This window comes from Brucella pseudogrignonensis (genome assembly GCF_031454375.1).
Lineage (GTDB): Bacteria > Pseudomonadota > Alphaproteobacteria > Rhizobiales > Rhizobiaceae > Brucella > Brucella pseudogrignonensis_A.
In genome coordinates this window covers 69,568-89,377 of the sequence record NZ_JAVDQT010000012.1, presented here as the reverse complement: position 1 = coordinate 89,377, position 19,810 = coordinate 69,568, and the positions used below count along the sequence as shown (strand labels likewise).

Below are 19,810 nucleotides of genomic sequence, written 5' to 3'. Positions count from 1 at the left end.
ACCACGACGATTTCCGTGACCTTGCCTGCTTCCTTCAAACGGATCGCTTCTTCAACCGCGATCTCGTCAAAGGGGTTCATCGACATCTTGACGTTTGCAAGCTCAACGCCTGAACCGTCCCCCTTAACACGGATCTTTACGTTGTAATCTACAACCCGCTTTACTGCGACAACTGCCTTCATAAGGCTAACCTTTCATTCAAATAGAAACGTGGCTGAGCATCATGTGCGTGTTAAACACGCGCACGCTTAGCTTCCGGATCATAAGGGGACTCTTCAATCACACGCGCTTTGCGCATCTCACCAAGAACCGGGATTTCAAGTTCCGTACCCGGTACGCCCAATTCAACAGGCAGCAATGCCAGCGCTATGTCGTGATTAAACGTATAAGAGTAACTACCAGATGTGACGCGGCCAACCAGCTTTCCATTGTGATAAACGCCTTCCGATGTAAGCGTGCTGGCACCATCGGTATCGACCGCGAGCGTGACGGAACGCTGTTTGATACCGCGCTCTTTCTCAGCAATCAGCGCCTGTTTGCCAATAAAGTCGCCCTTGTCGAGACGAATAAAACGTTCCAGACCACTTTCCCATGCGCTCAATTCTGGGTTCATATCGCGATACATCGCGCGATAGGACTTATCGAGACGTAGAGATTCTAGAGCATGCAGGCCGGTGAGACGCAGACCATGTTCCTTGCCGGCAGCGAGCAGCGCTTCGAGAAGATGGCGCTGATAGGCAAGTGGGTGATACAGTTCCCAGCCAAGTTCGCCTTCATAATTGACACGCAACAAACGCACATCGCTGGCAAGCCCGACCGTGCCGGATTTGATGCCAAACCACGGGAATGCTTCATTCGACAGATCAATCTCGGTGAGCGTTTGCAGAACATCGCGTGCTTTTGGCCCAACAATGGTGAAACAGCCACGCTCGTTGGTAACATTACGCAGGGTTACACTGCCGTCTTTTGGCAAAAGCTTCGACAAATCATCGAAATTCCAGCGTTCGGCACGCGGTGTCGAAATCATATAGAAGCTGCCGTCATCCATACGAGAAACGACATATTCTGCCTGCACGCCGCCGGTTTTGGTCAGATGATGCGCCAGATTAACACGACCCACTTTCGGCAGGCGATTGGCAAGAATTCCGTCGAGCCACGCCTCGGCACCGGGACCGCTCACTTCAAACTTGGTCATCGGCGTCATTTCGACAAGGCCAACTGCATTGCGCACGGCCTCAACTTCTTCGCCGACATATTTGCCTTTTTCAGTCCAGCGCCAGCTATACTGATCCCTGGCTTCGACACCCTTCGGTGCGAACCAGTTGGGCATTTCCCAACCGTTGAGGCAACCCCAGACCGCCCCCAGTTCCGTCAGACGATCATAAGACGGTGCTGTTTTCTGCGGGCGTGCGGCAGGCATATCCTGTCCCGGATAATGCTGATCCGCATGGGTTCCCCAGGCTTCACGTACCTTTTCACGCGTCCAGTTTTTGTTGGCATAATCTCCAAAGCGACGCGGATCGAGCTCGCTTGTATCAATGCTGTTGCTGCCTTCAACAATACGTTCGGAGAGATAATAACCAATAGCACCACCCCAGAGAATGCCTCCAGGCACCCCTTCTGCAAGCCAGACATTATCAAGCCCCCATGCCGGACCAACCAGCGGCAATTCATCCGCAGTCATCTGGAATGGTCCGCGTACATTGGCCTTGATGCCAACACGGCCAAGCGCTGGCACACGTTCCATGGCCTGTTCCCAGTTCCATGAAACCGAATCGAAATCTTCTTCCAGAAGATCAGCACCGAACCATTCAGGCACGCCATTTTCAGCAAACAGCTTAAGATGCTCGGTCTTTTCATAAGGGCCGAACATCAGGCCATCGCCTTCTTCGCGCAGATAGCCTTCAAAGCCCTCATCGCGCAGGATCGGCATTTCCGGCAGACCCTGACGCTTGCGTTCGATCACTTCCGGCACCGCATCGGTGATCCAATATTGGTGGACGATTGGAATAGCCGGAATATCAAGGCCCAGCATTGCACCGGTCTGGCGGGCATAGTTGCCTGTTGCAGAGATAATATGCTCGCAGATGATGTCACCATTGTTGGTTTTCACCTTCCACTCACCGCTCGGCAGGCGCTCGAAACCATTCACCTGCGTGTTCAGGTAAATCTTGGCACCGTTATCTCGCGCACCTTTGGCAAGCGCCATCGTCACATCAGCAGGTGCGATATGACCATCATCAGGATGGTAAAGCGCGCCAAGCATTTCATGATTGTTTTCAAGAAGCGGCCATAATTCACGCGCACGCGCTGGCGAAACGAGTTCGGCGCGAATACCCTGCACCTCCGCCACACTCATATAGCTCTTATATTCATCAAGCCGATCACGGGTATTGGCAATGCGCAACTGGCCGCATTTATGCCAGCCAACATGCTGACCAGTTTCCGCTTCCAGTCCTTCGTAGATTTCAATCGACTTGTTGATCATGCGGCCAATATTGATATTGCGCGCATAAGAAGGGATCAGACCCGCAGCATGCCATGTCGAACCGGCTGTAAGCTGGGTGCGCTCCAGAAGAACGACATCCGACCAGCCTCTTTTTGCCAGACCATAAAGAATTGAGGCGCCGACGCACCCTCCCCCAATGACAACCGCACGCGCATGAGTCTGCATTTCAAGTTCCCTTCAATGTCATATTTTGTGGGGAGGTCAGCGCTCAAAAGACAGCACCTAACCATCCCATTTGTGGGTTACATTACAGAGGGTTTTCAACGCTGTGAGCTTGATAAAAAATCCGCATGGGTATAACTTCAGATTATGCATAGACTCCGCTCACTCATCCCATCCGCCAATTATCTCTTCGTGTTCGAGGCTGCCGCACGGCGGTTGAGCTTTACGGCGGCGGCGGATGAGTTAAATGTCAGTCAGCCCGCAGTCAGCAAAACAATCAAATTGCTGGAAGAAGCGACAGGGCTGAAACTTTTCAGACGAGATCGCAGCCGATTGGAGCTAACGGCTGAGGGGCAACGGCTTTATCGCGAAACACAGGAAACTTTTGACCATCTGCACATGGTCATTTCATCCATGCGCAAGAAGCACTCACGCGACATCATACGCGTATCTTTCTCGTCATCCTTTGTGCAGCTCTGGCTGCTTCCTCGGCTGAAAAGCTTTAAGGAAAAACACCCCGACGTTGCCCTTCGCATCGAAGAAAGCAGCCGAGACGATCAGGATCTGCTGGAAGAGGATATCGATGTTTCGGCACGACTGGGAAATGGAAAATGGCCCGGCATTCATGCTTGGCCTTTTGTGACAGAAGAAGTCTGGCTTGTCTGCAGTCCATCCTATCTGGAGGAACACGGCCCAATTACATCGCCGCAAGACCTTCTCAATCATTCATTACTGCATTTTGAAGAGCGTCACCGATCCCGCCTCGGCTGGCGCGAGTGGCTTGAACGCAGTGGCGTTCCAAACCCACGGATCGAGCAGGACTTTGTGTTTACCGACGCGCTGAGCTCGATTGAAGCTGCGGTGTTTGGACAAGGCATTGCGCTGGGTTGGAAACATCTCGTCCGCGATCATATAGCGGCAGGTCGCCTCGTTCCTGCCATCGATATTTTCAACCGGTCGGGCGAAACAATCCATCTTGTTATGCCAGCACAGCGCCCACCCAAACGAGGCGCTGAACTCTTTCGTGACTGGCTGCTTGAACAAGGTGCCGATGCCGAGTTTGGCGTCTGATTATTGAGCAAACACAACCGTTTTATGCCCATTGAGCATAACGCGGTTTTCAAGATGCATTTTTACTGCCCGCGCCAGAACACGGCTTTCAATATCGCGCCCTGTTGCGACAAAATCCTCAGCACTCATGGAATGCGTTACGCGCTCGGTTTCCTGCTCGACAATCGGACCTTCATCCAGATCGGGTGTTACATAATGCGCAGTCGCACCAATCAGCTTAACGCCGCGCTCAAACGCCTGATGATAGGGCTTTGCACCCTTGAATGACGGCAAGAATGAGTGGTGAATATTGATGATTTTTCCAAACAGACGGTTAGAAAGATTATCGGACAGCACCTGCATATAGCGAGCCAAGACAACCAGATCGGCCTGAGTTTCACGCACCAGATCAATCAGACGGGCTTCCTGCTCCGCCTTATTGTTCTTAGTCACGGCCCAGCAATAGTAAGGAATCCCAGCGCTTCCGGCGGTCTCGCGGCTATCCTCGTGATTGGATACCACCGCAACAACTTCCGCATTCAGCCAGCCAACTCGAATCTGATATAAAAGATGCAGCATGGCATGATCGAATTTCGATACCATGAGAACGATCTTAGGCTTCCGACTGGCATCAGCAACCGTGAACTTCATGCCGAAGCGCTCACCTGCGGGCTTCAGTGCATGTTCTATCGCTTCGCGCGACATTTCGAGCGGTGCACTGAATGCGATACGCATAAAAAAGCGATTGGTCAGCTTATCGCGAAACTGATTGCTCTCGACGATATTGCCGCCGATGGCTGCAAGCTCGGTCGTAATGGCGGCCACGATGCCGGGTTTGTCATCGCAATCAAGCGTCAAGACAAATAGGGTTGGATCGATACTGACCACAGGTCGTACCTTTACTGACATGTCATTCATAATCGTTCCTCTGGAAGTCTCAGGAGTTTTTGGGCGTTTTGCCAAAAGCGTAATCATCTACCTTCGGCACAAAATTCGGAAGTGCATAACCGGCATGCTTATCGCCAACGGAAGACCCAGTATTAAGGATTCCGGCCTGATAATCAGATGCAAACAGTGAATAAGGATAGGTCGATTGCATGGCGCTTGCCGCATTGAGCTTACTGCGCAAATCGTCAGGGATCGTAAAGCCAAGCGCACCGAGATTATCATCAAGCTGCGAAAGTTTACTCGCGCCGATAATCGCCGCACCAATGCCCGGCTGTGTCACCACCCAGTTGAGCGCAACTTGCGCCATGGATTTACCGATAGCGTCAGAAACTTCTGCAAGTGCCGCGACGATGCGCTGATTACGTTCCGTAAACAGACCCAAGCCGTCAGCATTATCACGATTGAGACGCCCCTCGCCGCCTGCACGATATTTTCCCGACAAAAGCCCCATGGCGAGCGGGCTCCATGCCGTTATGCCTAATCCGAGATTTTGCCCCAGCGGCACAAACTCCTGTTCAATGCTGCGTTCAACCAGCGAATATGGAAGTTGCAAACTGATCGGCTGTGACAGGGCGTGTGCTTCCGCCCACGTCTGCGCACGCGCGGCATACCAGGACGGCACATCGGACAGGCCACAATAACGAATTTTACCGGCCCGGATCAGATCATCGAAGCCGCGCATCACCTCTTCCACAGGTGTCATACCATCCCAGGTATGCACCATGTAGAGATCAATATAGTCGGTCTTCAAACGCTTCAGCGACTGGTCAACCGCACGCATCATATTCTTGCGGCCATTACCACCTGCATTCGGATTGCCGGGCTGCAAGTTATTGGAGTATTTGGTCGCGATCACCACACGGTCACGAAGAGATGCTTCTTCGACAAATTTTCCAACCAGTGTTTCGCTTAAGCCCGCGCCGTAGGAATCGGCTGTGTCGATAAAATTACCACCCATCTCCAGATAGCGATCAAATATAGCGCGGGCATTTTCCTCGTCAGTGCCCCACGAGCCGCCGATCCCTCTGATCCCCGCATTGCCAAACGTCATTGTGCCTAGCGCCAGACGGCTCACACGCAGACCAGACCGGCCAAGAAGGTAATAGTGATCGAGCGACATCGGAGTAACTCCTGATCTATTGTTTACATGAAGCCCTGATAAGGACGACAGGCAACCGTTTGCTGAACGTAATTAATCATTGAAATGAAGTCGAAAACCGGCCTTCCCGTCGCCTTCTGCACAGCATGGGCATAGGGTGGAAGATCACTGCATTCGAGCAGAATGGAGCGAACATCCGGGTTATCGCGCACAAGCTTTCTGGCAACTTCGCACACTTCGCGTTCAATAGCAGCTGAATCAAGGGTTCCCTTTTCCTCAAGGATCGCTTCGCGGAACTCAACCTGTTCTTCCATTCCGGCCAGCACAATCGGGATCGTGTCAGGAATACCACTTGCCGCGAAATGACGTTGTGTCAGACGTTCAGCATTGGCGGTAATCACTCCTACCGAACCGCGTGCCACAGCATGCATGAAAGGTATTTGCATCAGGCTCGACAAGAACACAGGAATATCGACCGCTTCCGCGACCTCTTCCTGAAAATAAGCCATGAAGCCGCACGCCCCGGTAATGGCTTTAACGCCGCGCGCCTGCAATTCGACTGCGGCTTCGACAAAAGCTTCACGCAGTGCCGGGTCACGTTGGTTGAGCAGCCGATCAATGGAAGCGCCACGCACTTCCTGATAACGCACCGGATATTTATAAGTAGTCGCATTGCCGACATTGCCGGGCACACAGGGATAGGCGGCATCCAGAATAAGGATGCCGACCTGCTCCCCATACCACGATTGGCTGTTCCGGCTGACCGCGTAAACAGTCATCGTTGCAGTCTCCGATATGAAATTTGGTTGAGATAAATGCAGCGGCAAGCCGCTGCATTAAGCAGTTATTACAACTGTTATTCAATCAGCTTTGGCGACCCGGTGTTGCCCATACTATCATCAAGGCCATAGGACTGAAGAATCTTGGAAATCGTGCCGTCCTTGTGCATTTCTTCGATATTTGCATCAAGTGCTGCACCGAAATCCGTTGCAGTCTTGGCATAAGGCAGGCTCGCTTGCGCAGCTTCTTTTGTAGCTCTGATACGATCATCAGGCTGGGCAATTTCGACCTTAATATCCTTCAATGTGCCGTTCTTCGCAGCATAAGCGCCAGTCGAATAGCCATCAATACCGACATCAATACGACCTGATGCCAAATCCTGATGCATGTTTACCGAGTTTGGATACAGGCGAAGATTAGCACCCAAAAGCTTTTTCGCATCTGTCACCCAGAGATAGCCCTGAACGGTACCAACATTTTTGCCGACGAGGTCTTCAACAGTCTTGACGCCATCTTTAGAGTAAAGACCCATCTGGTCGTTATAAAGCGGATAGGAGAGGTTCATGACTTTGGCGCGTTCGGCCGTGCGATACCAGTCACCGGTGGTAATATCTGCCTGACCTGACAAAACATATTGAATAGCCGCGGCAGGGTCGACTGCCACAGGCTTCAATGTCAGACATTCACGCTTGGCAAATTCTGTAGCGATATCGCCATCAAGCCCCGTCATCTTGCCACTTTCATCCATGAACGAATGCGGCGCATAAGTTGTGACTGCAATCGTCAATGTCCCAGGCGTGATGGTTTTGAATTCATGCTTTGGCTTGCAATCCTGCGCCAAGGCTGTCGCAGACAACCCCATAAGAATGGCAATACCGATAATGCTTTTACGAATGGTCCGGTTATTCATGTGCAACTCCCCTTTGTTATTCTGAATTATCGCATGGCATAGGCGGATGATCGCCTTTCCACGTAAGAGACGATCCATGCAGCCGGAACACAAATGGTTGCATAGAGCAGACCGGCCAGCAGCAACGCAGGCATGTAACGGAATGTGTTGGAGCCGATTTCATATGCATTGCTAACAAGTTCTGGCAAAGCGATAGTGAAGCAGAGCGATGTGCCCTGAAAGATCAAAATGGCGAAACCAAGCAGTGCTGGCAGGGCCACCCTCAAAGCTTGAGGAAGCAACACGAAGCGCAACTCATCCAGCGCGCTGAAGCCCAAGGCTTCAGATGCTTCTCGCTGACCGAGATGGATTGATTGCAAACTGGCACGAATGATTTCGCTTGTATAAGCGCCGGTATTCCATGCAAGCGCCGCAACAGCTGCAACAAAGGATGTCAATGTGAGGCCAGCCGATGGAAGACCAAAATACATGAACTGCAGGAGAACCAGTGCCGGAGCACCGCGCCCGACTTCGACCAGAAACAAGCTAGCATAGCGTGCCGCCCGCGACTTTGCGCCAACGCCAAGCGCAAGAACAAGACCGAGCGGAATGCCGATCGCAAGGCTCAAAGCCGCCACTTGCAAGCTGATTTTAAGTCCGCCAAGAAGCGCCGGCATCCATTCAAAAAATTCATCGACGGTGGGAAACATTAGCGCGCCACCTTTGCTCTCAGATAACTATCGGCAGAGCGCGATAGCCATGCCACAGGCAGACTGAGGAAAATGTAAAACAGGCCAACGAGAGCGAACACCTCAATGCCCTTGAAAGTGAGCTGAGACACCTGATTGCCACGAAAGGCCAGATCTGCAACGCCAATGGTAGATGCCACGGCAGTTTCTTTCATCAAACCAATCAGATAGCTCGCAGCCGAAGGCAATGCGACCCGAAAAGCTTGCGGAGCAACCACGTCGATCAGCGTATAACGCGTACCAAAATTTAGAGCCGTTGCTGCTTCCCATTGGCCATGATGTAAGGATGCTAAAGCACCGCGATATATTTCAGCCATATTGGCCGATGCGATCAAACCGAGACCGATAAGTGCTGCAACAAACGGATTGATCGGCATGATGCCCATGCCAATACCGAAGAAAATAATGAACAACCACAGGATTGGTGGAAGAGCACGCACAACCTGAATAAGCAGTGCCGCAATCCAGCGGATAGGTGCAATACGGCTTCGCCGCGCAGCCAATAATGGCACACCAAGAATACAGCCAATGCCGAACGAACCCAGTGTCAATGCAATGGTCCAGGGCAAACCGCTTAGTATGAGAAGAACATTATCCAGCGTCATCTGTCATGCACCGCACGAAGAAACCGCTTCGTGCGCTCCTGTTGCGGATCACGCATAACTTCTTTTGACGGGCCTTTTTCAATGATTTTGCCATCCGCCATAATCATCACGGTATCTGAAACATTTTCAGCAAAGCCCATTTCATGCGTCACGACCAGCATAGTCATGCCGCTTTCTGCCAGTTCACGCATAACAGCCAGAACTTCGAGACCCAATTCGGGATCAAGTGCAGAAGTTGGTTCGTCGAAAAGCATGACTTGCGGATCGAGCGCCAGCGAACGCGCAATTGCAATGCGCTGCTGCTGACCGCCAGAGCATCGGCCTGGATATTGCGTGGCTTTATCCGCCAAACCAACACGCTCAAGAAGCTGAAGTGCTCGTTCCTCGGCTTCCGCACGGCTGCGACCCAAAACACGCTCCTGCGGAAGGCTCACATTGCGCAAGACGCTCATGTGCGGAAACAGATTGAATGATTGAAAAACCATGCCAACGGTATTACGCAACTCTTTCAGCTGCGCCTTGCGCGGTTCCTGCGTCGCATCAAGCTTAAGCTTACCAACTGTGATCAACCCGCCATCCGGTTTTTCAAGATAATTGATGCACCGTAAAAGCGTACTTTTACCAGAGCCGCTGGGGCCTATGATCGCAAGAACTTCGCCTTGCGCCACGTCCAGATCAATATTTTCGAGGACACGATGCGCACCGTAATGCTTGCTAAGCCCTTCAAGGCGAATGAGTTTTGATGTGGAAGCGGGAACAGCGGCCGCATCAGACACCAGTGTCGGTCGCATTGCGTTCAACAAGCAAACTCCCCATTATGATCGTTCATCACGATTGTCCCATCATTCCGCAACTTGCAGATTTCAACCTTCTGCAGGAGATGCATATCGCTTTTGTTCTGACAGCTATTTGATTTTTATACTGCCAGTGTTCCCTTGTTAGTCACGATAGTTCCGGGCCAAAAGATTACAAATACAAAAAATATCGCCGCATTCATAACCTGAAGTAATGACCCTGTGCGCGTGATTACAATTCCCTGCCAAGCCTTAATCCGTCATAGATCGCGGCATGCGTATTACGTGCAGAAACCGCATCTCCAATCCGGTAAAGCTCAAAAGAACTTTCAGCATTCCTGACAACATTTTGAGCACGCACATCGATGAACGCATCATAGTCGACAATACCAAGATTTCGAGACAATGGCCTGAGCTCGAAATACAGATCATCCATTGGTCGCGTAGCGTCATTGACAACGATCTGATCATATTCACGCTCAAAACTTATCCCGCCGTAATCGCTGCCAATCTGTGCCATCAGCCGATTATTATCGCGACGTATCGATTCCAGCCTATAGGATACCGTAAAAGTCACGTCCTTCTTTTGCAGGCTACGCATGTATGGCACGAGATTCATACCCATAACCTCCGGCGCAAAACTACGATCCGCAGTCATGATTTCAACCTTGCCGCCCGCATTGGCGATAAATTCAGCAGCCTGTAATCCGGCATGATCACCCGCTTCATCGAAAACAAGTACATTGGAGCCCGGCCGCACATCGCCTGATATTATATCCCAGGCAGATACAGCGAGTTCATTGCCTTCACGCAAAATCTGTATTTCCGGCATCCCGCCCGTGGCGATAACGGCCACGTCAGGCGCCTCTCCAAGCACCACGTCAGCCTCTGCCCAGGTATTGAAACGAAAATCCACACCGAGCTTTTCACACTGCGCCATGCGCCAATCGATAATACCCATCATTTCTCGGCGACGCGGACTTTGTGCCGTCAACCGAACCTGTCCGCCAGGATGATTTGCCGCTTCGAAAACTGTAACCTTGTGACCACGTTCGGCAGTAACCCGGGCCACCTCCAAACCAGCCGGACCTGCCCCAACGATAACGACCCGCCGACTTTGCTCCGCTTTGCGCACCGTATGCGGCATGGTCAACTCGCGCCCCGTAGACGGATTATGAATGCAATAAGCGGCACCGCCTTGATAGATACGGTCGAGACAATAATTGGCTCCCACGCAAGGGCGAATTTCCTCCTCTCGCTTCTCAATGATCTTGCGCACTATATGCGGGTCGGTCATATGCGCACGCGTCATCCCGACCATATCGATCTTGCCCGAAGCAATTGCATGACGCGCAGTGGCAACGTCCTGAATTTTCGCGCCATGAAAGGTTGCCATTCCAGTACTAGCACGAATTTCACCCGCAAAATCGAGGTGCGGCGCACTTGGCATACCCTGAATAGCAATGACATCTGTAAGACCAGCATCAACCTCAATATGCCCACGAATAACATTGAGAAAATCGACAAGGCCGCTGTCCTTGAGCTTATGTGAAATCTCAAGACCATCGCTTTTAGTCAGTCCGCCATCGATAACTTCATCCGCAGTATAACGGATACCGACGAGAAAATCGGGGCCCACACGCTCACGAATTGCCGCCAACACCTGCAATGAGAGACGCATGCGATTGTCGAGCGAGCCGCCATAGTCTCCTTCAAGCTCATTAGTCAGAAGGGACCAGAACTGATCGAGCAAATGACCATAGGCTTCCAGCTCAATTCCATCGAGGCCAGCGGCTTTCATACGCTCTGCGGCATCGGCATAATTGCCAATAATGCGCTCGATATCCCAGTCCTCGGCTCTTTTCGGATAAGCACGATGCGCAGGTTCATGCCGGCCTGTTGATGACACCGCTGGCAGCCAATCGCCCTTGTCCCAACGCGTGCGGCGACCAAGATGGGTGAGTTGTATCATCACCGCCGCGCCATGTTCATGGCACTCATCCGTGAGATCACGAAGCCAGGGCACGACCTCATCTTTGTAGGCAAGCACGTTGTTAAACACGGGCGGACTGTCTTTAGAAACTGCCGCCGAGCCCGCTGTCATTGTCAAAGCAACACCAGCTTTGGCACGCTCGACATGATAAGCACGATAGCGCTCTTTCGGCATGCCATCTTCGGGATAAGCTGGTTCGTGAGACGTAAGCATGATGCGATTGCGAAGCTTCAGATGCTTAATCTGAAGCGGCTGCAGCAGCGGATCGGCAGACATAGTGCATGTTCCCATTCATTATTTTGCCTGAGCTAAATACAAATGTACATCACTGTCAATTTAATAATCATACATGTACATTACACTTGCCAATCTGTCACAGTCTGATAAAAATCTGCTCATGGAACAAATCTCAAAAAGCGACACGGGATGGCGCGGCTCGCCCGATTTATGGCTACAGGCAGCCTATGAGGCATTGATTGAAAACGGTGTAGACGCCGTTCGCATCCTACCTCTTGCAAAGACACTCAATCTATCACGAACGAGCTTTTACTGGTTCTTCAAAGACCGCGAGGAATTACTAGATGCGCTCGTCGCACAATGGCGAGACAAAAATACCGGGGCTCTTCTACAGCAAACAACTGCCTACGCTGAGACGATCGAAGAAGCCGTTCTAAATGTCTTTGATTGCTGGCTTAACAGCGATCTTTTTGATCCCGCTTTCGAATTTGCGATCAGAAGCTGGGCGCTTCAATCTGTAGCGGTGGAAGAAGAAGTAAGCGCTGCCGACGCGCTGCGTCTCGAAAGCCTGTCTCGCATGTTCGAGCGTTTCGGATTTGATCGGCCCCAAGCAGAAGTTCGTGCCCGCACGATTTATCTTGTGCAAATTGGCTATATTTCCATGCGTACACAGGAAGATATTTCAGTGCGCCTTGCACGAATTCCACATTATGTGGAGGCTTTCACAGGCAAAGTTCCCCAGAAGAATGAGCTTGATCGATTTCTGTCAAAATATATTGACTAACTGTACCAATAGCCGCTCACGCGTACGAAATAGGCTGCACGTCCTTTACATCGGAGATCTCACTCGCCGGCACGACCATCTGGCGGCCGGAGTAACGACAGCATTCGTCGGCACATAATAACATCGTAATCCCGATTTGCCTGATGGAAACGATAAAACAACAGCGCAGCAAGAACGCACATTAATTCGTTTCTGTGACATCTTCTGACTCAGTTCGACCTAAAGTTTCGCTAATCATATTTGATACACTATCTGCCGTTTAGCGTATGGGATCCGGCGCCAAGTGCGCATATCGTTGCGTTGTCTGAGATTGACTGTGCCCTAACAATTTCCCAGCTAGATATAAGCTTTGTCCCGACGACACGGCCATACTTGCAAAATTATGCCGAAGATCATGGATACCTGAAGCCATATTGATCCCGTCAAGCGGACCAACGCCCGCCGCCTTCGCACCCATCCAATTGCCCCAACTGCGCCGCTTGACATGATCGAGCGAGAAAGCCGTCTCAGATAATCCTCCTATTACTAAGGAGGACATGAAAAGAGCAAAGCCATTCAAGGAAGCTCTCCCTGAGCTATATGAAAGCATCCAGCGCTCCAGAGGCAGGCCAAAAGTTGACAACCCGAAAGAGGCTGTAACCCTTCGCCTTGACCCTGATGTGGTTGAGAAGTTCAAAGCCAATGGCAAAAACTGGCGCGCCAACATGAATGACGCTCTCCGTAAAGCTGTGGGGCTATAAGAAAACCACACTCAATGGCGGGGCTATAATTAATTCCAGCCAATTACGTTTGAAAAGTGCTGAGCCAGCCACAAAATCAGGAAATAGCCGCCGAGGGTAACAGCACGACCGCCAGCAAACCCAGCTATGAAAAGCAGAAACCGCCTTGCCAAAATCAGAACCGTACATGCCACTCACCAAATTAAAATCGGCGAACCCAGTAAGTCTTTTTGGCCCAAAATTTTCTGAAGTGCCACAAACCCCAAATGAAAAAGATAAGAAATAGCATTAGAATCCAACTGCTAATTTCGGACTTAAACCATTCGGCAATAAGATCAATCGCTGTGATTGGCATAAAAATGAAAAAAAGCAGCCCCACTTAAAATGTTTGGTATTCTGCCTATGTGATGCTCCGCAACCTGTGCAAACGAAATAGCCTTTTCGAATTTGTGTTCCGCAAAACGGGCAATTCAATTTATCTGTCACTCCTCTTCTGGGTGAGAAGAGTGATATGAGCACTAAATATTAGTGTCTATTACAAGTTTTATCGAGAAAGGCAGGAATTTTAAGCGCAAATCACCAACATAACTGCTTAATCACTCGTTCGGTTTCCTTTCGCGACAACCGTCATTGTTGACATTCAGAGATAGAGTGTCAGTCCGCCTTCGTTGGCGACATTGACATCCTGTCCAGGCTTGGAAATTCTGATACCAGAGGCGTCAATCTTAATTCTGTCTGTCATACATTGATCACATCATCTGCGCGATTTTTAAAAATGATCAGTCTCGCCCTATAGTTCCCGCCATAGGTGGAAACAGCGTTTGTTCCAACCCAAACGCGGCCATCTTGGACCAGCCAACTCCAAAAATTATTCATTTCCGAAGTCGCAGGGTTTCTATCGTTGGGGTAGAAAACACGGTTTAGCGATGTATGGGTAATGCTTATGAACGCGAGTGGAACATATCCAAGGGCCGGATATGCGTAAGTTCCCCAGTGATACTTATTATTACGGTTCAGCACCTGATCAATGACTGCATGAACCCTTAAATAGTCGCGTCCGAAGAGAATGAGCTTTTCGACGCGAGGTTGGTGGCGTTCACACCCGACGGAACCGTACGAAGCAGTGTACAATTGCCAAGATGCCCTAAGAATAGACGCTCACTCATGATTGATACACAATAAGCGTGCCCCTTGTTGCTGCTGGCACCACAGTGTCAATAAGCTCAAAACGATCAGGATCGACGGTAAGTCTGTTGTTAGGTGTCTGAGAATTGCCTTCTCCGGGTGAAGCTTTCCAAGAATAGGAAAAGGAAGGAGCATTCGGATTTGGCAACACAGGCCATTCAGCCCCTTGCGTAGGTCAAATTGATCGACCAGACACCACCCCTCCCCAGAACCAGTCATATTTCGGCACATAGTCGAGGGCATATGGAAAGTAAAAGATTTTAGATGTTCTCGCGTTCCCCTCATACGGGATAACAACATTGAACATCCATCTGATACCAGCCCCATTTGTTCAATCGCTGTCAAACGTCTTGTAAATATCCTGTAACGCCGGACCAGCATTATATCCCAGCTTAGACGTTATGACCCTTGGTGGGCTACCTGAAATATAAACTCTCGTACTCATGCTTAGGCCTCACGTATTATCGCTAAAGATCAGCGTTCCCGCATCGAGATTGAAAACAACATTGTTGGCAAATGAGCGAATGATGCCTGAATAGAGTTCAGCCATACGACCGACCATCATGGTCGCTTCCGCGCTGATGAAAGTGAAAGGAGCTTTGCTGTTTTTCCCGTTCGTTAAAATAAGCTGATCTGCATTCATGACGATGCGGCTTTGACCACCTGTGAGCGCATCAAGAAAAATCGCTGCCTGCGATGTTGCCCCACCGCCAGTTGCAGATACACTCAAGCCGATACGGGCCAAGGCGCCCGATGGCGTTGCTTCAACAGTCGTTCGGAATAGACATTATGCTGAGAAGTTTCCTACGGTCGCGCTAAGCGCTGTGACTGAGTTCGCCGTTGCCGTTACAACACCGTCAAGCGTTGTGACCTTTGCTTGCAGAAGATCAACGGCGGTCGCTGTAACCTCAAGGCCGGTAACAGGATCTGTTACAATGGCTTCAAGGCTCTCAATCCGCGTGACAATCGCTGACCCGGACCGATAGCTACCTCAATAGCCTTTGTATAGGAAGCGGTCAGCCCTTGAGCAGTGACAGAAACTTCTTCTCGGATAGTCTTTATTGCAAAAAGGTTTGCACTGTCCTGTTCGCTGGCTTGTGCACCAATGCGATCAAGCTCTTCTTGAACATATCGGAAGCTGTCACCGATCAATGCCAGATTGCGCTGAACATCTTCATTCAATTGTTCAATCGGTATCGGGTAAATATCCAGCGGTCCAAGCCGGATATCAAACATCGTTACAGGTATCCAATCCGACCATTCAAATGGTCTGTTACCTGCATATGTCGCGTACCGAGCGCGGATTTGATACGACTTCGTTGGTAGTAGTAGCATACCCGGCGCAACGAGCATCGAACCAACAGACACGCGTTCTGTCTGCCCGGCGAATATGACCGACAAATCCCATGCCGTTCTAATCTCGCACATGACAAGATCAACGTCATCCTGATCACCATCCCAGCCGAGAAGAATAGCGCAACGTCGATTGTTGCCGTTATTATCCTGCGCAACACCTGCGTCAGCCGAAAAATCAACAATCGGCTGTGGCAGCGGGCGCATAGGCCCGACGGCACCTTCGATTGGTGGCTTATAATAAGTTGAGCCATTCCAGTCATAATCAGTTGGATCAACTTCCGTCAGATCAACCATAATATCAAGATTGGCCCGATCCGCAGCGCCATCAACCCGCATCAGCTTATTGACATAGCCGTTGCGTTTTGAAGTCCAGGCAAAGACAACACCGGGAACCGCATAAGCCCAGAATTTAGGCAGCAGCAAATGTGTATGCCGCCGCGCACACTACCCTTCCTCTAAGGCCGACTTTTGAAGACGCTGGACTTGCTCAGGGTAGCAAACGAACGACAGTTCGATTGACACCATCAGACGACGATTGCCGTGCCGTGCCTCAAGATCAGTACGATAAAGCGGCGGTGCGGTCTTTATTACCCAGCCATCAGCAGGTAACGGAGAAGTAACAGAAATACCATTGATCGTATCCGCCAGCCCAAAGAATGGCGAAAACAGCTGTTCATCGCTCGAAAGAATATCGTCATCCGTAAAATGGGCTATAGGCGCATCAGGTGCGCCGAGATACATATGATAGCGTAATTTATGCGACTGCGAAGAGTGAATTGTTACCCAACTCACCGTCCGCAATTTTTACCGTTGCAGAAGCTATTGTTGCAACGGTTGCTGAGCAAAGACCCGATATAGTCGAGTCATTGCGAAAAATCCCGCCACCGAACATCATTCGGTGACGGTTCGTCCGGTGCTATAGCTCAACAAAATTAACTAGCTTAGCTTCGCATTACCAACCTTCTTGCAGAACCAATTCCAATGTATCCGCAAAATAGTCAGCGCTCTCTTTCGTGAGGCAAAGCGGTGGCTTGATCTTGAAGATGTTCAGATGATCGCCCGTCGGTTGCATAATAATGCCAAGTTCGAGAAGGCGGTCGCATAGAGCCATTGTTTCTTCGGTAGCCGGTTCTAGCGAGGCATGATCGCGGACAAATTCCAGCCCCATATAGAGTCCCATACCATGCACAGCGCCGATCAAAGGGTATTGCTGTTTGAGTGCCTCAAGCCGCCTTTTGAGATGATCACCAACATTGCGCGCATTGGCCTGAAGTTGTTCGTCTTCCATGATGTCGAGAATAGTATTTCCGACAATAGATGATACCGGACTGCCACCTGCAGATGAAAAGAAATAGCCTTCCTTCTCAAGCGCATCAGCGATTTCCTTGCGCGTAATGACCGCACCAAGAGGGTGGCCATTACCCATACCTTTGGCGATCGTAATAATGTCAGGCACGACCTGTTGTTCTTCAAAGCCCCAGAAATGATGGCCTGTACGTCCATAGCCAACTTGCACTTCATCAGCGATGCAAAGACCACCGCGAGAACGGATTTCCTGATAGACTTTTTTCAGGTAGCCCGATGGCAGTGGGATTCCGCCCGCATTGCCATAAATCGGTTCACAGATAAAACCTGCAAGCCCCTCGCCTTTCGCGTCAAGCTCCGAGAGTTTGTCGAGAACAGTTCCGATATATTGTTCGGCAGTCATATGTCCGCGATAGGTATTCGGAGAAACAACTGGATGCACCCATGATGGGCGTGTTCCAAGTGCATTCGGATTATCAGCCGTCGAGGTGGATACCGCATCACTCCCAACGGTCCAACCATGATATGCTTCCAGCAGCGAGACAATATTGCGATAACCGTTCCATGCCCATGCAAGCCTTAAAGCAAGATCATTGGCTTCGGAACCACTATTGACCAAAAAGACAGTGTCCAGCCCTTCCGGCGCCAGTGCGGCAAGCCGCTCTGAAAAATCGGCTACTTCTGAATAATGAAAGCGGGAGTTTGTATTCAGCTTCAGCCACTGCCTGTTCACATTTTCCGCGAGCCGAGGATGGCCATGACCGATAGTGGTCACGTTGTTGACCATATCGAGATAGGCACGTCCTTCAGTATCGAACAGATGCTCTTTCCAGCCACGCTCTATCTGAGGCGGATTTTCATAGTAATGCTTCTGCGTACCGGCAAGGCTTCCATAGCGCCTATCAAGCAAGGATACAGACACTTTCGACGGTGTTTCTGTTGGCAGACCGAGAAATGCAACTGGCGAAGGACAAACGGCAGACCATGCGGCAGATTGTGTTGGCTTGGCGAATTGTAGCAGTTCGTCAGATGTTATTTCTGACTGTTGAACACTAATGATGCCAAAGCCATACTGCTCATTGCGGACTGTGCCGAGCACATCGCCTGATGCGACAGAATATGCCAGTCCATCGACAACGTCCAAACCGCTGATGTGCAGACTTAGCTCACCATTGCGCAGAATAAGAATACCATCTGCGACATAAGCACGACCTTCAAACGGCGCAACAACCTCTGTTCCGGCAGGAACGCAAACGGCGATATGCAACGCAAAACTTTCCGGTTCGGTACGGCTGTTAACTTGCGTGCGCGTTAGTCGGTATTCACCATATTTCGTCAGGCTACTGCCAGTCGATTGAGCAGCTTTGAGCAGAATCTGGCGGTCAATGTCGCTCGCATTCCAGTTCCCGGCAACAAACTCAGGATTATCAATCGACAAATCGACCTCTCGCGCGGTCGAGAGATCTATACTCGGAATAATCGACTTTGCATTAACCTGATGCTTGGCTTCAATATCAATACCCAACGCACAGAAGATAGCCTTTTCCATCAACTCTAACGGAACTGAGGTGGCTACATCAAAGATAATCCGCTCATGCACTGCATTGGCAGCAGCATAGCTGTTGTCAGGATCAAGCTTGAGTTGCTGATGCGATGCTGCAAGCAACACGCAAGCGCGCGCCACAATCAGTGGCCAAAGGGCGGTAAGCTCATCCTTGTTTAACGGGCAAACGGCATGAAACGCCTTCACCGCTGGCAAGATCGAAAAAGGGTCTTTGTCTCCGTGATGCAACAAGGAAGCACAGGTCGTCGCAAGTTCTGCAACCAACCAGCTTTTCGTCATATCACCAAAATCGATAACGGCGTATGGAAGCACCGATCCTGAAAGCTCCCGGCGACCGACAACATTGTCATCGGTAATGTCATGGTGGATGACCTGAACCCGCAAACCGTCTCTTACGGGATCAAGCCGCTTAGTGACGCGGTCCATCGCCGTGAAAATGGATGCGGCGACTGTGCTCGTCGCCTCATCCTTTAACAAAAATGGCACCGCAGTTTCAGCATGCATCATATCCCAAAGGGAACTTCTCAGCGCTCCATTATGGGAGAAATCAGACAATGAACGTGCTACATTTCCGGCAAGTTCGCCAAGCGCTTCAATTGCTGAACCACTCAAATAATTGCGTGCTGTCAGTGTCTCGCCTTTAATGAAACTCAATAAGCGAACATGATAGTTTTCCAAACCAACACTCGCAGCACCAATCAGATCACCGTTGTTGCAAGGAATAACTTTAGGGAAGACAAAAACCTCATCGGTGCCGTCGTCCTGTTTTGAAGCCAGATGCTGCAAAATGGCATTCTGTGCCTCAAGCTCTACGCGCGGATATTCGCTGCGGCTGATTTTCAGCACATGGCTTTCGTCGCCAATGTTCACCTTAAAATTCCGGTCCTGTTGGCTTCCAAGCTCGCGCAATTCTCCCTTCAGCCCATAAACTGAACCAAGAATATCTGCCGCATCCTCAATAGTAAGATTGGGGCGCGGCAATTCAGCTTTTGAAAAAAGGGACATTTCAGACATGCGAGTTTCCAATAGAAAATGGTACGACAGATCAGGAACCGTGATGCGCTTTCATCAAGCGCATCACA

General features: G+C 50.5%; 17 protein-coding genes and 1 pseudogene. 3 read left to right on the top strand and 15 right to left on the bottom strand.

Going from position 1 to position 19,810, the window contains the following annotated elements; translation table 11 throughout:
• Together J2782_RS21415 and J2782_RS21410 are read right to left on the bottom strand one after the other, a co-directional pair.
• Positions 1-182, bottom strand: a pseudogene (locus tag J2782_RS21415) (electron transfer flavoprotein subunit beta/FixA family protein); the annotation flags it as partial.
• Positions 183-232: 50 nt separating this feature from the next.
• Positions 233-2,674 carry a GcvT family protein gene (locus tag J2782_RS21410; RefSeq protein ID WP_310016068.1) on the bottom strand — a complete coding sequence of 814 codons (2,442 nt, stop codon included), beginning with the start codon at positions 2,672-2,674 and terminating at the stop codon, positions 233-235.
• Between the two features lie 144 nt (positions 2,675-2,818).
• Between J2782_RS21410 and J2782_RS21405 the strand changes: the two genes are divergently transcribed.
• Positions 2,819-3,742, top strand: coding sequence for a LysR substrate-binding domain-containing protein (locus J2782_RS21405; RefSeq protein WP_310016067.1), 924 nt, complete (start codon positions 2,819-2,821; stop codon positions 3,740-3,742).
• On the opposite strand, the gene purU is transcribed toward J2782_RS21405, so the two are convergent.
• The 8 genes from purU to J2782_RS21365 all read right to left on the bottom strand — a co-directional run bounded on the left by purU (position 3,743) and on the right by J2782_RS21365 (position 11,854).
• The gene (purU, locus tag J2782_RS21400; RefSeq protein WP_310016066.1) at positions 3,743-4,639 is read right to left on the bottom strand and encodes a formyltetrahydrofolate deformylase; all 897 of its coding nucleotides are present in this window, start codon (positions 4,637-4,639) and stop codon (positions 3,743-3,745) included. It abuts the gene before it with no gap.
• Between the two features lie 19 nt (positions 4,640-4,658).
• On the bottom strand, positions 4,659-5,789 hold the full coding sequence (locus J2782_RS21395; RefSeq protein WP_310016065.1) for an aldo/keto reductase: 1,131 nt from the start codon (positions 5,787-5,789) through the stop codon (positions 4,659-4,661).
• Positions 5,790-5,812: 23 nt separating this feature from the next.
• The gene (locus J2782_RS21390) at positions 5,813-6,547 is read right to left on the bottom strand and encodes an aspartate/glutamate racemase family protein (RefSeq protein WP_310016064.1); all 735 of its coding nucleotides are present in this window, start codon (positions 6,545-6,547) and stop codon (positions 5,813-5,815) included.
• A 77-nt stretch (positions 6,548-6,624) separates the two neighbouring features.
• Positions 6,625-7,458, bottom strand: a complete 834-nt coding sequence (locus tag J2782_RS21385; RefSeq protein WP_310016063.1) for a substrate-binding periplasmic protein — start codon at positions 7,456-7,458, stop codon at positions 6,625-6,627.
• A 26-nt stretch (positions 7,459-7,484) separates the two neighbouring features.
• A complete protein-coding gene (locus J2782_RS21380; protein WP_310016062.1) occupies positions 7,485-8,147 on the bottom strand; it encodes an amino acid ABC transporter permease in 663 nt (220 codons plus the stop codon).
• Positions 8,147-8,791: an amino acid ABC transporter permease gene (locus tag J2782_RS21375; protein WP_200638980.1), complete on the bottom strand. Its 645-nt coding sequence runs from the start codon at positions 8,789-8,791 to the stop codon at positions 8,147-8,149. The genes J2782_RS21380 and J2782_RS21375 overlap by 1 nt, the downstream gene beginning before the upstream one ends.
• Complete coding sequence (locus tag J2782_RS21370) at positions 8,788-9,582, bottom strand: amino acid ABC transporter ATP-binding protein (RefSeq protein WP_200639029.1); 795 nt, start codon at positions 9,580-9,582, stop codon at positions 8,788-8,790. The genes J2782_RS21375 and J2782_RS21370 overlap by 4 nt, the downstream gene beginning before the upstream one ends.
• Before the next feature lie 235 nt (positions 9,583-9,817).
• On the bottom strand, positions 9,818-11,854 hold the full coding sequence (locus J2782_RS21365) for an oxidoreductase (RefSeq protein ID WP_310016061.1): 2,037 nt from the start codon (positions 11,852-11,854) through the stop codon (positions 9,818-9,820).
• 121 nt (positions 11,855-11,975) lie between these two features.
• Between J2782_RS21365 and J2782_RS21360 the strand changes: the two genes are divergently transcribed.
• Positions 11,976-12,599 carry a TetR/AcrR family transcriptional regulator gene (locus J2782_RS21360; RefSeq protein ID WP_310016060.1) on the top strand — a complete coding sequence of 208 codons (624 nt, stop codon included), beginning with the start codon at positions 11,976-11,978 and terminating at the stop codon, positions 12,597-12,599.
• 259 nt (positions 12,600-12,858) lie between these two features.
• Here the strand turns inward: J2782_RS21360 and J2782_RS21355 are convergent, their stop codons facing one another.
• Positions 12,859-12,969 carry a hypothetical protein gene (locus J2782_RS21355; protein ID WP_404989699.1) on the bottom strand — a complete coding sequence of 37 codons (111 nt, stop codon included), beginning with the start codon at positions 12,967-12,969 and terminating at the stop codon, positions 12,859-12,861.
• 151 nt (positions 12,970-13,120) lie between these two features.
• Here J2782_RS21355 and J2782_RS21350 point away from each other — a divergent pair, with 151 nt between their 5' ends.
• On the top strand, positions 13,121-13,339 hold the full coding sequence (locus tag J2782_RS21350; RefSeq protein ID WP_310016073.1) for a BrnA antitoxin family protein: 219 nt from the start codon (positions 13,121-13,123) through the stop codon (positions 13,337-13,339).
• Between the two features lie 1,618 nt (positions 13,340-14,957).
• Here the strand turns inward: J2782_RS21350 and J2782_RS21345 are convergent.
• From J2782_RS21345 to J2782_RS21330, 4 genes are all read right to left on the bottom strand, one after another.
• Complete coding sequence (locus J2782_RS21345; RefSeq protein ID WP_310016059.1) at positions 14,958-15,233, bottom strand: hypothetical protein; 276 nt, start codon at positions 15,231-15,233, stop codon at positions 14,958-14,960.
• A 200-nt stretch (positions 15,234-15,433) separates the two neighbouring features.
• Complete coding sequence (locus tag J2782_RS21340) at positions 15,434-16,282, bottom strand: hypothetical protein (protein WP_310016058.1); 849 nt, start codon at positions 16,280-16,282, stop codon at positions 15,434-15,436.
• A 21-nt stretch (positions 16,283-16,303) separates the two neighbouring features.
• Positions 16,304-16,651, bottom strand: a complete 348-nt coding sequence (locus J2782_RS21335) for a hypothetical protein (protein ID WP_310016057.1) — start codon at positions 16,649-16,651, stop codon at positions 16,304-16,306.
• A 160-nt stretch (positions 16,652-16,811) separates the two neighbouring features.
• Complete coding sequence (locus J2782_RS21330; RefSeq protein ID WP_310016056.1) at positions 16,812-19,742, bottom strand: aminotransferase; 2,931 nt, start codon at positions 19,740-19,742, stop codon at positions 16,812-16,814.
• Between the last annotated feature and the right edge of the window lie 68 nt (positions 19,743-19,810).